The 13,874-nt window shown below is 64.0% G+C and carries 13 protein-coding genes; 8 read left to right on the top strand and 5 right to left on the bottom strand.

Translation table 11 applies throughout. The features are described from left to right. Nucleotides 1–73 precede the first annotated feature (73 nt). From LOKO_RS01835 to LOKO_RS01845, 3 genes are all read left to right on the top strand, one after another. Nucleotides 74–1,066: a 5'-nucleotidase gene (locus LOKO_RS01835; RefSeq protein WP_066444323.1), complete on the top strand. Its 993-nt coding sequence runs from the start codon at nucleotides 74–76 to the stop codon at nucleotides 1,064–1,066. After that, a complete protein-coding gene (locus LOKO_RS01840; protein WP_066444325.1) occupies nucleotides 1,063–1,677 on the top strand; it encodes a flavin reductase family protein in 615 nt (204 codons plus the stop codon). Before LOKO_RS01835 ends, LOKO_RS01840 begins: the two co-directional genes overlap by 4 nt. 251 nt (nucleotides 1,678–1,928) lie before the next feature. Next, on the top strand, nucleotides 1,929–3,356 hold the full coding sequence (locus LOKO_RS01845; RefSeq protein ID WP_066444328.1) for an amidase: 1,428 nt from the start codon (nucleotides 1,929–1,931) through the stop codon (nucleotides 3,354–3,356). Here LOKO_RS01845 and LOKO_RS01850 read toward each other — a convergent pair. From LOKO_RS01850 to LOKO_RS01860, 3 genes are read right to left on the bottom strand one after another with little or no spacing between them, the layout of a single operon-like run. Beyond that, the gene (locus LOKO_RS01850) at nucleotides 3,353–3,958 is read right to left on the bottom strand and encodes a hypothetical protein (RefSeq protein ID WP_066444330.1); all 606 of its coding nucleotides are present in this window, start codon (nucleotides 3,956–3,958) and stop codon (nucleotides 3,353–3,355) included. The genes LOKO_RS01845 and LOKO_RS01850 overlap by 4 nt on opposite strands. Beyond that, on the bottom strand, nucleotides 3,946–4,572 hold the full coding sequence (locus LOKO_RS01855; RefSeq protein WP_066444332.1) for a 2-hydroxychromene-2-carboxylate isomerase: 627 nt from the start codon (nucleotides 4,570–4,572) through the stop codon (nucleotides 3,946–3,948). The genes LOKO_RS01850 and LOKO_RS01855 overlap by 13 nt, the downstream gene beginning before the upstream one ends. A 32-nt stretch (nucleotides 4,573–4,604) precedes the next feature. After that, the gene (locus LOKO_RS01860) at nucleotides 4,605–6,122 is read right to left on the bottom strand and encodes a malonate--CoA ligase (protein ID WP_066444334.1); all 1,518 of its coding nucleotides are present in this window, start codon (nucleotides 6,120–6,122) and stop codon (nucleotides 4,605–4,607) included. Between the two features lie 296 nt (nucleotides 6,123–6,418). Here LOKO_RS01860 and LOKO_RS01865 point away from each other — a divergent pair, with 296 nt between their 5' ends. The 3 genes from LOKO_RS01865 (at nucleotide 6,419) to LOKO_RS01875 (ending at nucleotide 9,479) form a co-directional block, all read left to right on the top strand. After that, on the top strand, nucleotides 6,419–7,396 hold the full coding sequence (locus LOKO_RS01865; RefSeq protein ID WP_066452169.1) for a Bug family tripartite tricarboxylate transporter substrate binding protein: 978 nt from the start codon (nucleotides 6,419–6,421) through the stop codon (nucleotides 7,394–7,396). Between the two features lie 83 nt (nucleotides 7,397–7,479). Beyond that, the gene (locus tag LOKO_RS01870; RefSeq protein WP_066444338.1) at nucleotides 7,480–8,994 is read left to right on the top strand and encodes a tripartite tricarboxylate transporter permease; all 1,515 of its coding nucleotides are present in this window, start codon (nucleotides 7,480–7,482) and stop codon (nucleotides 8,992–8,994) included. Continuing rightward, nucleotides 8,991–9,479 (top strand): hypothetical protein, encoded by a 489-nt coding sequence (locus tag LOKO_RS01875; protein WP_066444346.1) that lies wholly within the window; start codon nucleotides 8,991–8,993, stop codon nucleotides 9,477–9,479. The genes LOKO_RS01870 and LOKO_RS01875 overlap by 4 nt, the downstream gene beginning before the upstream one ends. A gap of 75 nt (nucleotides 9,480–9,554) precedes the next feature. On the opposite strand, the gene LOKO_RS01880 is transcribed toward LOKO_RS01875, so the two are convergent. After that, nucleotides 9,555–10,502 (bottom strand): D-2-hydroxyacid dehydrogenase family protein, encoded by a 948-nt coding sequence (locus LOKO_RS01880; RefSeq protein ID WP_066444350.1) that lies wholly within the window; start codon nucleotides 10,500–10,502, stop codon nucleotides 9,555–9,557. Nucleotides 10,503–10,519: 17 nt separating this feature from the next. Further along, complete coding sequence (locus LOKO_RS01885; protein WP_066444353.1) at nucleotides 10,520–11,281, bottom strand: haloacid dehalogenase type II; 762 nt, start codon at nucleotides 11,279–11,281, stop codon at nucleotides 10,520–10,522. Nucleotides 11,282–11,478: 197 nt separating this feature from the next. Between LOKO_RS01885 and LOKO_RS01890 the strand changes: the two genes are divergently transcribed. Both LOKO_RS01890 and LOKO_RS01895 read left to right on the top strand, forming a co-directional pair. Further along, the gene (locus tag LOKO_RS01890; protein WP_066444354.1) at nucleotides 11,479–12,168 is read left to right on the top strand and encodes a GntR family transcriptional regulator; all 690 of its coding nucleotides are present in this window, start codon (nucleotides 11,479–11,481) and stop codon (nucleotides 12,166–12,168) included. 129 nt (nucleotides 12,169–12,297) lie between these two features. Then, on the top strand, nucleotides 12,298–13,776 hold the full coding sequence (locus LOKO_RS01895; RefSeq protein ID WP_066444357.1) for a protein adenylyltransferase SelO: 1,479 nt from the start codon (nucleotides 12,298–12,300) through the stop codon (nucleotides 13,774–13,776). Nucleotides 13,777–13,874: the final 98 nt, after the last annotated feature.

Consider the following 13,874-nt stretch of genomic DNA (forward strand, 5'->3'; position numbering starts at 1 on the left):
GGCGCTTGTCTGGCCGAAAACTCTGAGGCATGGTCTGGAGATCGTGCGTTGCACTTCTTCATCAAGGACGACCATGGCCTATGACCTCAGTGAACGCCTGGTAATCGGGCTGGCATCCAGCGCCCTGTTCGATCTGGCCGAGTCCGACCGGGTCTTCCGCGAGCAGGGGGAGGCGTCCTATCGCGTCTACCAGCGCGATAACGAGAACACGCCACTCGGTACCGGGGTTGCCTTCCCCTTCATCAAGCGCCTGCTTTCATTGAACGAGTTGAGCCCGGACAATCCGCCCATCGAGGTGGTGCTGCTTTCGCGCAACGATCCGGAAACCGGTCTGCGCGTCATGAAGTCGATCGAGCATCATGAGCTGGGCATCACGCGAGCGATCTTCCTGCAGGGGCGCTATCCCCACCGCTTCATTCCGGCATTGAATATCAGCCTCTTCCTTTCCGCCAATCGCCAGGATGTCGACCAGGCGATCCTGGCGGGGCACCCGGCGGGGCAGGTGCTGTCATCGGGTGATCTAGATCTGACCGATGAGGAGGAGTTGCGCATCGCCTTCGACTTCGATGGCGTGCTGGTCACGGATGAGTCCGAAACCATCTACCAGCAGCAGGGAATCGAGGCATTCCGCGAATACGAGCGGGCCAATGCCCAGGTACCGTCCGAGGCGGGCCTGCTGGCGGTCTTCCTGCGCAAGCTGGCCCACATCCAGATGCTGGAGAAGCAGCGCGAAGAGGAAACCCGGGGTGCCTATCGCCCCAGGGTCAGGGTGTCCATCGTGACGGCCCGCAACGCGCCGGCCCATGAGCGGGTCATTCATACCATGCGTAGCTGGGGCGTGACCGTCAACGAGGCCTATTTCCTCGGCGGCATCGCCAAGGAGCATGTTCTCGGCATCATCAAACCGCATATCTTTTTCGACGACCAGGCCTCCCACCTCTCGGCCACCAGCGATACCCTGCCGTCGGTGCATGTGCCGTTCGGGCAGCTCAATCAGGGCCTCGTTGTCGGCGATGAAGAGCCTGCCCGGCCACTCCCTCCACTGTCTGAAGATATTTTTCCATGAGCGACTATCTGCTGGAAGAGGCGCCGCTGAGCAGCGGGGCCATCTATCGCTTGTTCTGCGGGACGATCTGCCCGCGCCCCATCGCCTGGGTGTCGACCCGGGATCGCGACGGCAACACCAACCTGGCGCCGTTCTCCTTCTTCAACGTGGTGAGCGTGGCACCGCCGGTGCTGGGCTTCTCGCCGCTGCTCAACGGCGAGGGCCAACCCAAGGACACCATCCACAACCTGGAGCAGGTGCCGGAGTGCGTGGTGCATATCAGCGGCGAAGCGCTGGTGGAGGCGATGAACGTCACCAGTGCCAGCCTGCCGGCGGGAGAAGACGAGTTCGCCCTGGCAGGGCTGGAGAAGGTAACCATGCCGGGGCTGTCGGTGCCGCGTGTGGCGGCTGCCCCGGTGGCCTTCGGCTGCCGGCTGCGCGAGATCGTACGCTTCGGCGACCAGCCCATGTCAGGCTGCCTGGTGCTGGCCGAGGTGGTGTCGATCCATATCGACGATGCGATATGGAATGGCCGCCATGTCTCGGTAGAGGCGCTCAGACCCATCGGGCGCATGGCGGGCAGCGACTATGCTCGGACGAGTGACCTGTTCGGCTTGGAAAGGCCGGTGTGAGCCGACCTCTGGAGCCTTTTGCCAGGTCCACCGCCGGAAATACCGCTTGTCGGAGAGACGCTTTCAATGTCTGAAAAGAATTTGCCATGAGCGACTATCCTGCTAGATAGGCACCGCTTAGCAGAGCGCCATCTTTCCTCTCTATCCGCGGGACGATTCGCCCGCGCCGATGACAACACGTCTTGACGATGCAGGATCGCATCCCGTGCCGCCACAGTTCCGGGTGTCACGGCCACAAAGGAAGTGAAAACATGAAAAAGCGTTCTTCTTCCCAGGCCCCGAGCGGTTCACAGGACCTGTGGCGGCAGTCCGCCACGACACTGGCGGCCCTTATCAGATCCGGGGAAGTGTCGAGCCGCGAGGTGATCGATGCCCACCTGGCGCGGATCGAGGCGGTGAACCCTGAGCTCAATGCCGTCACTGTGATGCTGCGCACGTCGGCCCGTGAGGCGGCGGACGCGGCGGATGCCCAGCGCAAGAAGGCGGGCAAGCGCGATCTGCCGCCTCTGCACGGGGTGCCGATCACGGTGAAGGAGAATATCGATTGCGTCGGTACCCCGACCACCTTGGGCCTGGCCGCGAACGCCAAGGCATTGCCGGAACAGGATGCGCCGGTGGTCGAACGGATGCGTGCCGCCGGCGCCATTCCCATCGGGCGCACCAACATGCCGGAAATGGGCCTGCGGATTTCCACCAGCAACCCGTTCAGGGGGCTGACGCTAAATCCGTGGAACGCACAACTGACAGCGGGAGGCAGCAGCGGTGGTGAGGGCTCGGCCGTGGCGTCCGGCATGTCGCCGCTCGGCATCGGCAATGACATCGGCGGTTCGCTGAGAAATCCAGCGTTCTGCTGCGGTGTCGCGGCGCTGAAGCCCACCCAGGGGCGCATACCTTATGGTAGTTCCGGCGACGGCTTCCTGAGCGCCCAGGTAATGCTGACCGATGGCCCCATCGCCCGTAGCGTTGCCGATCTCAGGCTCGTTCTTGAGCAGGTTCACGGGCAGCACGTGCGTGACCCTCGCTCGGTCACGGTGGCGCTGGAAGGCCCGCGAGTTTCGCGTCGTGTAGCCATGGTGACATCGCTGCCTGGCAGTGTGATCGACCCGGCCATTGTCGCTGGCGTGCGGGCGGCAGGCGAGGCGCTTGCCGCTGGCGGTTACCAGGTGGAGGAGGGGATACCGCCGGAAATCGAGCTGATCAACCATCTCTGGACGCAGTTCCAGATGTCCGACCTGAGCCTCACGGCCGAGTCGATACGGCCCACGCTCAGCGCGGAGGCCGCCATGCTCATGGATGCCCTGATCGCCAGGATCGATCCGTCGGTGACGCATGCCGCGCTGCATCAGGAGCGTTCGCGTCTCGGCCGGGCCTGGGCGGCGTTCTTTGCGGAGTATCCGGTAATCCTGGGGCCCGTCTGGCCGTCGGCACCGTTCATGCACGATGCCGATGTCGTCTCGCCAGCCGGCAGTGACCTGATGCTGGGCATGCAGTGGTTCGTGACCCCCGGCAACCTGCTCGGCTTCCCCGCCGTCGTGGTGCCGACCCGGCCTATCGACAACGCACCGATGAGCGTCCAGCTTTACGCCGACCGCTTTCGGGACGACCTGGTGCTGGAGGCTGCAGAGGTCATCGAGGCGGCATTTAGGCCGAGCACGCCGGTAGATCCTTTCGTCTCCTAGTTAGTCGGGTGCCTGTCGGTGGAAATGACCGGCAGGCCCGCGAGGTCGACGTTCCCGTGTTGGCTGGTCAGCGTCAATCGGCTTTGGCTGCCTTGCTGCTGGGCAATGCCCTCAATGTGATGGTCCAGGGTGTCATAGACCCGGACGGACTCCCCGGTCTGCACGACGAGGCGCCGAGCCTGGGCAAAGTAGGCGTAGCGTAAACCGTTCTGTTCGCCGGTCGCGTTGGGTGCGCCGAGTTCCGATGGCCACCAGGTCGTGTTCTCTTCCGCGACGGCCCAAGCCGACTGCTGGGCAGCTGTCTCATCACCTGACTCACCACCCAATTCATCACCTGATGCATCCTTCATCTCGCCAATCATCTCGCCAATCTCTCGACATAGCGCATCCACACGGGCGTTCAAGGGATGGTCGATGGGGCCGCTGAGCATCAGCATGCCGCCCTGCATCCATTGGCCGGGGCCGCCGAACTCGGGGTGCGAAAACATCGCCATCTGGCCATCACCGTCGGCCACGGCCGAAACCATGTGCGCAATGGCGTCGCGACTGAAATCATGCCGCTCGGCAAGTGCATCGACGACCTGGGAATTTAGTGAGTGCATGATGGTTCTGCTCCAAGTTCGCCCGCCAGTTTTTTATCCACCAGCTCAAGCCGGTCCTGACCCCAGAAGGGTTCCCCCTCGACGTCGTACCAAGGGACGCCGAAGCAGCCGGCCGCGATGGCCTGTTCGCAGGCGTCATCGAGCCGACGCTGCCCCATTTCCGATTCCGACGCCTCCAGCAGCGCCTGGCTGCTGAGGCCGCAGGTGTCGGCGATATCACCTAGGGTGGTGAGGTCCGCAATATCGCGATCCTCGGTCCAGCAGGCCCTGAATATCGCCAGTGACAGTTTGGCAATGTCGTGTCTCTGGGCCTTGGCGGTCAGTGCCAGGCGCGCCGCTGGACGGTCGTCGGTGGGGAAGTACTTCGGTTCCACGTTGAGCGGGATGCCAATCTGCTGCGGCCAGCGTTTCAGCTCCGCCATGCGGTAGGCCTGGCGCTCGGGCGACCGTTTGGGCAGCGGCAGGCCGCCGGTCCTGGGGAATATTGCGCTGATCGTGATCGGCACGTAGTCGATGGTGGCGCCGTGGCGGGCGGCGATCTCACCCAGCCGGGCATGGCCCAGATAGGCCCAGGGCGATACCTGGCTGAAGTAGTAGGTGATGCGCTTGGACATATCGATGCTTCCCGGTGCTGTCTCGATGTCCCCTAACGATAGATGTCCTGGTAATTTTTGCGCAGCTCATTCTTCTGCACCTTGCCCATGGTGTTGTAGGGCAGCGCGTCGACGAAGAGCACCCGCTTGGGCTGCTTGTACTTCGCCAGCCGGTCCTTGAGGAAGTCGATGACATCCCGTTCGTCGAGTCGGGCGTGGGCTTCCGGCACCACCACGGCGGTGACGCCTTCGCCGAAGTCCGGGTGGGGCACGCCGATCACGGCGGACTCTTTCACCCCCTCGATCTCGTCGATCACTTGCTCGACCTCCTTGGGATAGACGTTGTAGCCCCCGGAAATCACCATGTCCTTGTCGCGGCCGACGATATGGACGTAGCCGTGCTCGTCGACCATGGCCAGGTCGCCGGTGACGAAGAAGCCATCCTCCAGCAGCTCCTCGCGGGTCTTCTCGGGCATCCGCCAGTAGCCGATGAAGACGTTGGGGCCGCGAATCTCGAGCATGCCGATCTGACCATTGGGGAGCGGCTCATGGGTTTCGCGGTCGGTGATGCGGTACTCCACGCCAGGCAGCGGCATGCCCACGGTGCCGGCGCGCCGCTCGCCGTCGTAGGGGTTGGAGAGGTTCATGTTGGTCTCGGTCATGCCGTAGCGCTCGAGGATGGCATGGCCGCTCTTCCGTTCGAATTCCCGGTGGGTCTCGGCGGTGAGCGGGGCCGAGCCGGGGACGAACAGCCGCATGCTGGCGGTGGCCTCGGGAGTCAGCCGTGCATCGGCTACCAGGCGGGGATAGAAGGTCGGCACGCCCATCAGCACCGTGCCGCGGGGCATTTCCTGGAAGATGACGTCGGCGTCGAAGCTCGGCAGGAACAGCATGCTGGAGCCGGCCATCAGGGTGACGTTGCAGCCAACGAACAGCCCATGGGTGTGGAAGATCGGCAGGGCATGGATCAGGCGATCCTCGGCGGTAAAGCGCCAGGCCTCGGCCAGGGTGGCGGCATTGGAGCCCAGGTTGTGGTGGGTCAGCATGGCGCCCTTGGAGCGCCCGGTGGTGCCCGAGGTATAGAGGATCGCCGCCAGGTCGTTCTGCTCACGCGGCTCGAAGGCATCAAAGGGCGTGGCCCGCTGGGCGGCCTCCATCAGGCTGCCGTCGCCGTCGCTGCCCAGGGTTTCCACCGCCGGGCAGCCTGTCTCGCCGGCCACCGCCCTGGCCTGCTCGAGGGCGGCCGGGCGGCAGACGAACAGCGCCGGTTCGGCGTCGGCAAGGAAGTAGCGGACCTCGTCGGCGGTATAGCCGGTATTTAGCGGCAGGAAGACGCCCCCGATCCGCAGGCAGGCGAGATAGAGCAGGATCGCCTCGGGGCTCTTGTCCACCTGCACGGCAACCCGGTCGCCGGGGGTGACACCCTGCGCGGCCAGGGCGCCTGCCAGCCGGCCGCTGGCGGCCAAGGCATCGGCATGGCTGTAGCGGCGGCCGTCACGGGTGGTGATGAAATCGGCATCGCCGCGTTCCTGCATGCGGGCGGCGAAGGTCTCGAAGAGGTTCTGGCTCATTTCCGGCTGTCTCCCTTGGCCCTTTTCCTGGCGAGTGAGTCATGTTGCACCAGGCTGGCTGGGCTGCAAAGTATCGGTCGCTGATCACCGGATTGTTCTTGTACAGGAAGAAGTATGTGTACAGCTTATTCCGTTTTGCGTGGAATTACCGGGAAATTAACAAGACAATCCTCGGAATGAACAAGCAGCCATGGGGCAGGAGGCCTAGGGTTTAAAGGCAGAGGGCTGTCGCTCATCAGGAGCGGTGGTGTTCGCCTTGCAAGAAACAAATAATGTACAAGAATAGGGAGTTCGACATGATCTTCAAACTGTCAACAACCGCCGTTGCGGTCAGTGCCGCGATGCTGACCCTGTCTGCAGGTACTGCGCTTGCCTCCAATGGGGAAAGCCTGGGCAGCGACCCGATTCGTATCGTCATGCCCTATGGTGCAGGGGGCAGCACGGATATCACCGCTCGCATCATCGCAGCCAATGCGGCGGAACACTGCGGCAGCCGTATCGATGTGGTCAGCATGCCGGGCGCAGGGGGCATGGAAGGGCTGCAATTCGTCGCCGATGCCGAGCCCAACGGCCATACCATCCTGATGGCCGATTATTCCGCCACCATCACTCAGACACTCACCGAGGACACTCCGTGGGAAGTGGAGGACTGGGTGCCCATCGTCCACCTGACCGACTGGAAGCCCACCGTCTACGTCAAGGCCGACCACGATATCCAGAGCATCGAGGACTGGATCGAGCTGGCAGAGGCCGAGCCGAACAGCCTCGTCTTCGGCCATGCCGATCCGTTGAGCCTGGTGCACCTGCCGCTGGTGATGCTCGAGCAGGAAACCGGCATCCAGAACGTCCACCTGCCGACGACTGGCGGCGGCGAGACCCGCACCATGATTCTGGGTGGTCATATCGACCTCGGCATGACCCTGCCGCCCTCCATCGTCTCCAACGTCAATTCCGGTGAGGTAACCGCCATCGGTGTCTTCGCCGACGAGCGCTCCGACGTGCTGCCGGACGTACCCACCTTCCGTGAAGCCGGGTATGACGTCTCCTTCGAGGCACCGCTGCTGGTCTACGCCTTCTCCTCCGTGCCGGAGTCGATCCAGCAGGAGCTTTCCGAGTGCATCATGCAGGGCCTCGAGACCGATACCGCACAAACCATGTCCACCCAGGCCTCCGCTGGACTGGACAATGTGCAGGGTCTGGAAAGCGCCCAGGCGATCTATCGCGACACCACCCAGCGGGTCAAGGATGTCCTCGCCGCGATAAACCAGGACTGACACCCTCCCCTGGAAGCCCGGAGCCGAACCACTCGGCTCCGGCCGTCTGGTCGTGACCCTTCCAGCCTCGCCGGAGAGCGCTGATGCTTGATCTTCTCATTGAGGCCAGTGCGCTGGCCTTTCATCCCTATGTCTTGATGTACGTGATGCTCGGGGTGCTGCTTGGCATTACGCTGGGTGCCATCCCGGGCCTGTCGGGCGATATGGCCATCGCCCTGTTGCTGCCCTTCGTCTTCTTTCTCGAACCGGCCATGGCGATGGGCCTGCTGGTGGGCATCTACAAGGGGGGGCTGTTCGGCGGTTCGATCGCGGCGATCTCCTTCGGTGTCCCCGGGACACCGGGTGCGGCGGCTACCAGCATCGACGGCTATCAGGCCAAGCTCAAGGGCAAGCCGAGCAAGGCGCTGCACACCGCGCTCTACTCCTCGGTCATCGGCGATACTACCAGCGACCTGGTGCTGATCTTCATCGCCGTACCGCTGGCGGCGGTGGCGCTGACTTTCGGGCCGATCGAGTTCTTTGCCCTGTATGCCTTCTCGTTGATCCTGATCGCCGCCCTGAGCCAGGGCATGGTGGCCAAGGGCCTGGCGGTGGCCGCCATCGGTATCCTGCTGGCCATGATCGGCCGGGATCCCATCACCGGGGCGACGCGACTCACTTTCGGCATGCCGGGACTCTCCGGTGGGCTGAGCCTGATCCCGGTGCTGATCGGTATCTTTGCCATTTCCGAGGTGGTCATCCAGGGCTCGAAGCTATGGCGGCGCAAGGTCGACAAGCTGATGGACGACGTTGCCGAGCAGGCAAGCCTGCTGCAGGGCTATGACATCAGAAAGGACAAGCTCACCTGGGCCGAATTCAAGTTCACCCTCAAGGCCACCTACATCGGTGCGGCGGTGGGTACCTTCATCGGTGCGCTACCGGGGGCGGGGCAGTCGCTGGCGGCCTTCATGAGCTATGGCTTGGCTCAGCGTTTCTCGCGCAAGCCCGAGGACTTCGGCAAGGGGTCGCTGGAGGGGATCGCCAGCGCCGAGTCCGGCAACAGTGCCACGGCTGGCTCAACCTTCATTCCGCTGTTCGCCTTCGGCATTCCAGGAAGCGCCACGGCGGCCCTGTTCGGCGCGGCCTTTATCCTGATGGGCATGACGCCGGGGCCAAGCCTGCTCACCGACAACACGGAGATCATCTATGCGCTGTTCCTGACGCTGATCTTTGCCAACCTGGTGAACCTGGTACTGGGCAAGGTTCTACTGCCCTACTATTCGCGAATCGCCATGATCCAGCCTGGCTTCATGATACCGGGGGTATTCATCCTGGCCATTGTCGGCACCTACGCGGCCAACAACTCGGTGGTGGATGTATGGGTGCTGCTTTTCGCCGGAGCGCTGGGCGTGACCCTGCGGCTGATGAGCTTTCCGCTGGCGCCGCTGGTGCTTGGTTTCATCATCGGACCGGGGGCCGAGCGGGCGCTGCGTCAGTCGATGATCATGGGCGGTGGTGACTGGGCAGTGCTGATCAAGAGCCCCATTGCAATCGGCTTCTACGTGGCTGCCTTCGCACTGATCCTGCTGTTCACCTTCGCCTTGAGGGCCAAGAAATGAATCGCACAATCGTGAAAGAGTTGCTATCGGCGGCGGTCATGCTTTCACTCGGTATCGCGGGCCTGATCCACATCCAGTACGGGGCCTGGCGGCCGGCACCCCTGGTGCCGTCCTATATCATGCCGCAGACGGCCTACTACTTCCTGATCGGCTCGGGGCTCTGGGTGCTGGCGATGCTGGGGTTCTTCACCCTGCGTAAACGAGCGTCGGCGCTCGAGCGGCCGGATGCCAGGGACCAGGACCTGGTCGCCATAGGCCTCTCCTCGGGCCTGATGCTGGGTGGCGCCATCATCTACTTCTGGCTGGTGCTCAACCTGGGGCTGATTGTCTCCACCGTGGCGTTCAATGCCGTGCTGATTGCGGTGCTGGCGCCCAATCTCAGCCTGAAGGGGCTACTGATCGTGCCGCCACTGATGGGGGCCGCGGTATGGCTGCTGTTCATCAAGATGATCGGCATGACGCTGCCGTCGCCCTTGCTGTTCTAGAGCGGAGGGTTTTGCACGAAGGATGGACGCTGCGCGGCCCATGGCGGCAGGCCGCCGTGGGCAGGTGGTGTCGATTCACTCGGCCAGGTTGGTGACCGGGCGGCCCGCGGCGAAGGTGAGCAGGTTGTCGAAGGCATCGCCGAAGTAGAGCTCGTAGCTGTCCTTCTCCACATAGCCGAGGTGGGGCGTGGCGAGGAAGCTGGGCAGCTCGAGCAGCGGGTGGTGGGTCACCGGCTCCACGTCGAACACGTCAACGGCGGCCTGGCCAGGCCGTCCGGCGCGCAGCGCCGCCTCCAGGGCGCCAGCCTCGACCAGCGGGGCGCGGCTGGTGTTGACCAGCAGGGCGGTGGGCTTCATGCGTGCCAGATGATCGGCAGTGACGATGCCGCGGGTATCGGCGTTCAATCGCAGGTGCAGGCTCAGCACGTCGCTGCGCTCGAACAGCTCTTCCTGGCTTGTGGCGACCTCGATTCCATCTTCGGCGGCTCGCGCCCGGGTGCCCTCGCGCCCCCACACCAGCACCTTCATGTCGAAGGCCTGGCCGTAGCGGGCGATCAGCTTGCCGATCTTGCCGTAACCGAAGATGCCCAGGGTGCGGCCCTTCAGCCCGGTGCCCAGGGTGCGCTGCCAGCGTCCGGCCTTGAGGTTCGCGAACTCCTGGGGAATATGGCGCATGGCGGCCATGACCAGCCCCCAGGTGAGCTCGGCGGCGGCATGGGGCGAGCCGGTGCCTGCCATGACCGTGATGCCGTGGCGGCGGCAGGCATCCATGTCCACATGGGCCGCGCCGCCACCGGTCTGGCTGATCACCTTGAGGTTGGGCAGGCGCGCCAGCAGCTCGGCGGTGATCGGCGTGCGTTCTCGGATCAGCACCAGCGCCTCGGCACCTCGGAAGCGTTCGACCAGGGCATCCAGGTCAGTCACCGTATCGTTGTGGATGGTGACGTCCTGGCCTTCCAGCTTGGCGAAGGCATCGAGGGTGCGCACGCAGTCCTGATAGTCATCGGGTATCACGATCTTCATTCGGTAGTCCTTGATGACTATGAAAGGGCCAGCGATTGGCGAGCTTCCGAACGGCTCAGCAACTGGTCGGCCAGGTCGTGGAAATCGTTTGCCACGTAGTCGAAGCTCGGGTCGATGGTCAGGTCGGGCCTGGCTTCCGGCCCGAATTCCAGCGGGCGCATCACGAAGACGGTGCGCAGTCCCTCGTCTTTTGCGGCATTGAGGTCGTCCTGGTGGGCGGACACCATCATGATCTGCTGCGGGCTCAGATCCAGTAGCCGGGTTGCCATGCGGTAGACCTCAGGGTCACGCTTGTAGTGTCGGGCCAGCTCGGCCGAGAGGACGCAGTCCCACGGCAGGCCGGCCTGCTTGGCCATGTTGACCAGCAGCGCCATGTTGCCATTGGAAAGGGTGGTCAGAGTGAACCGCTCGCGCAGGCGGTGCATGCCGCCCACGGCATCCGGCCAGGGCTTGAGCCGGTGCCAGACGCGATTGAAATTGGCTTTGTCGGCTTCCGACAGCCCGGTGATGCCGAAATCCTCAAGGATGCGGTCGAGGGTCATGCGATGCAGCTGGTCCAGCGAGGTCCAGGACAGGCGCCCCTGGCGAACCCGGCTCATCGACGGGACATAGCCCGCGCGCCAGGCGTCGGCGAAGGCGGCCCAGTCCACTTCCAGTCCGCGGGCCTGCCCTAGGGACTCACCTTCGCGTATCACGCTACTTCGCCAGTCGACCACCGTGCCAAAGACGTCAAATGCCAGGCAGCGTATATCGGCGAGCTGTGGTGGGGTCAGGCTCATGCCATCACTTCCTTGTCAGATGCTGGTTCACATTCTAATTGTATGCAATTCGGCTCGATTTCCGCCAAATGTAGGCCTACAGTGCTTCTCATGCAAATTGTTGTGTACGATTAGCGTTGCAACCTTGGTCGACTTCCAGCAGACAGTCGGGCCGAAGAGGCGCACCGGGACGCGTCCTCACTGCAAGGAGCCAATCAATGACCGCTGCCGATCGCGTTTATCAGATCATCAGGAAACGTATCCTCGACGGGCAATACCCTCCGGGAAGTTATGTGCGTGAAGCGGCCATCGGCCAGGAGCTGGAACTTAGCCGCACGCCGATTCGAGAAGCCCTGAGGCGTCTGGTGTCGGATGGCTGGGTAGAGGCCATTCCTCATCACGGTGCCCAGGTGGTTTCCTGGACCCAGCGCGACGTGGAAGAGGTGTTCGAGCTGCGGGTCCTGCTCGAGCCCCAGGTGGCGCGTCGGGCGGCCTCCCGCATCGATCGTGCCCAGCTGGACAAGCTCGAGTCGTTGGCCGAACGGATGGAAGAGCTGTGTCGGGAAATGGGGGAGAATGCCCTCGAGGCGATTGCCGTTCTGAATGATGACTACCACGCCAGGCTCATGGCGGCGGCGGGGAGTCCGCGCCTTCAGCGCCTGCTGGAAACCATCGTGCAGGTGCCGGTTTCGCGTCGCAGCTATCACCACTATACCCAGGAGGAGCTGGCCGGCAGCATGAACCACCACCGTGAACTGCTGCGTGCCCTGGACGCTGGCGATGGGGATTGGGCGGCATCGGTCATGCGGGCCCATCTGCTGGCGGCGCGGGCAGCACAGCTGCGCTTTGCGGCCTGCGTGAAGGAGAGTCATCCATGGGGCCGGCAGGAGAGCCGCGACACTTCATAGGCGCTAGACTGCGTTGTCTATTCACTCTATGCCGCCAGGCCGAGGTGCGCGCAGGGAATGTTGCCCGGGGTGCCTTGTCATACGAGAGTGAACCCCGCTTTACGTGCCCAGTCGCTATTTGGAGCCGCCATGTTTCCCCCGTTTACCCTTCGCTATGCTCGCTTTCCCGAGCGCTTCTTCGCGTCTTTCGATCCCGTGCCCGTGGCGTCTCCCCGGCTGGTGGCCTTCAACCGTTCCCTGGCTGAAGAGCTGGGCTTCGAATTGGGCGCGTTCGACAGGGAAGAGGCCGCCGTATGGTTTGCCGGCAATGTGGTCCCGCCCGGGGCCGAACCATTGGCGCAGGCCTATGCCGGCCACCAGTTCGGCGGCTTCGTGCCCCGGCTCGGCGATGGCCGAGCGGTGCTGCTGGGTGAGGTCACGGACCGGCAAGGCCGGCTGCGCGATATCCAGCTCAAGGGAGCGGGATGCACCCCCTTCTCCCGCGGCGGCGACGGTCGTGCGCCACTGGGGCCGGTACTGAGGGAGTATCTGGTCAGCGAGGCCATGCACGCCATGGGGATTCCCACCACCCGGGCCCTGGCGGCGGTGACCACCGGTGAGCGGGTGGTCCGTGGCATTCCCGAGCCGGGGGCGATCCTGACCCGCGTGGCCAGCAGCCATATCCGTGTCGGCACCTTCCAGTACTTTGCCGCTCGTGGCGATGCCGATGCCATTCGCGAGCTGGCCGATCATGTGATCGAGCGCCACTACCCCGAGTTGGCCAGGCTGTCCGGCAATGAGCGCTACATGGCGTTGATCGAGGCGATCCAGGCGCGGCAGGCGGCACTGATCGCGAAGTGGATGGGTGTCGGCTTCATCCATGGCGTGATGAACACCGATAACACCACCGTGTCGGGGGAGACCATCGACTACGGCCCCTGTGCCTTCATGGAAACCTACGATCCCAGGACCGTGTTCAGCGCCATCGACGAGGGGGGGCGTTATGCCTACGCCAACCAGCCCTGGATCGCCCAGTGGAACCTGGCGCGGCTGGCCGAGACCCTGCTGCCGCTGATCGACAGTGACCAGGAGCGAGCGGTGGAATGGGCCACCGAGGTGATCAAGGCCTTCGAGGCACAGTACGAGGCCGAATGGCTGGCCGTGATGCGTGCCAAGCTGGGTCTTGCCCGTGAGGAGGCGGGCGACCGGGCGCTGGCCGAGTCGCTGCTGGATGCCATGCACCAGGGGCATGCCGACTTCACCCTGACCTTCCGTCAGCTCTGCGAGGCGGCCGAATCCGGCGAAGCGGACAGCGCCCTCGGCGACCTGTTCGAGCGCCCGGAGGTCATAGAGGCCTGGCTCGAGCGCTGGCGCGAACGCCTGGCCCAGGAGCCGGCGGCGCCCTCCGAGCGGGCCCGGCAGATGCGGCTCGTCAATCCCGCCTACATTCCCCGCAACCACCGGGTCCAGCAGGCGTTGACCTCAGCCATCGACGAGGACGACTTCGCGCCTTTCGAAGAGCTGCTCGCAGTGGTCACCCGGCCATTCGAGGCGCAGCCCGGCCGCGAGGATTACAGCCTGCCGGCATCGCCACGCGAACGGGTTTTTCGCACCTTCTGCGGCACCTGAAACTCACCCCAAGGTATGTAGAACCGATACGAAACGGGCCCTGATATCAGGGCCCGTTGCGGTCATACGGCGCGGTTCATACCAGCTCGCGCTGCTCC

Source organism: Halomonas chromatireducens, from assembly GCF_001545155.1.
Classification (GTDB): Bacteria; Pseudomonadota; Gammaproteobacteria; order Pseudomonadales; family Halomonadaceae; genus Halomonas; species Halomonas chromatireducens.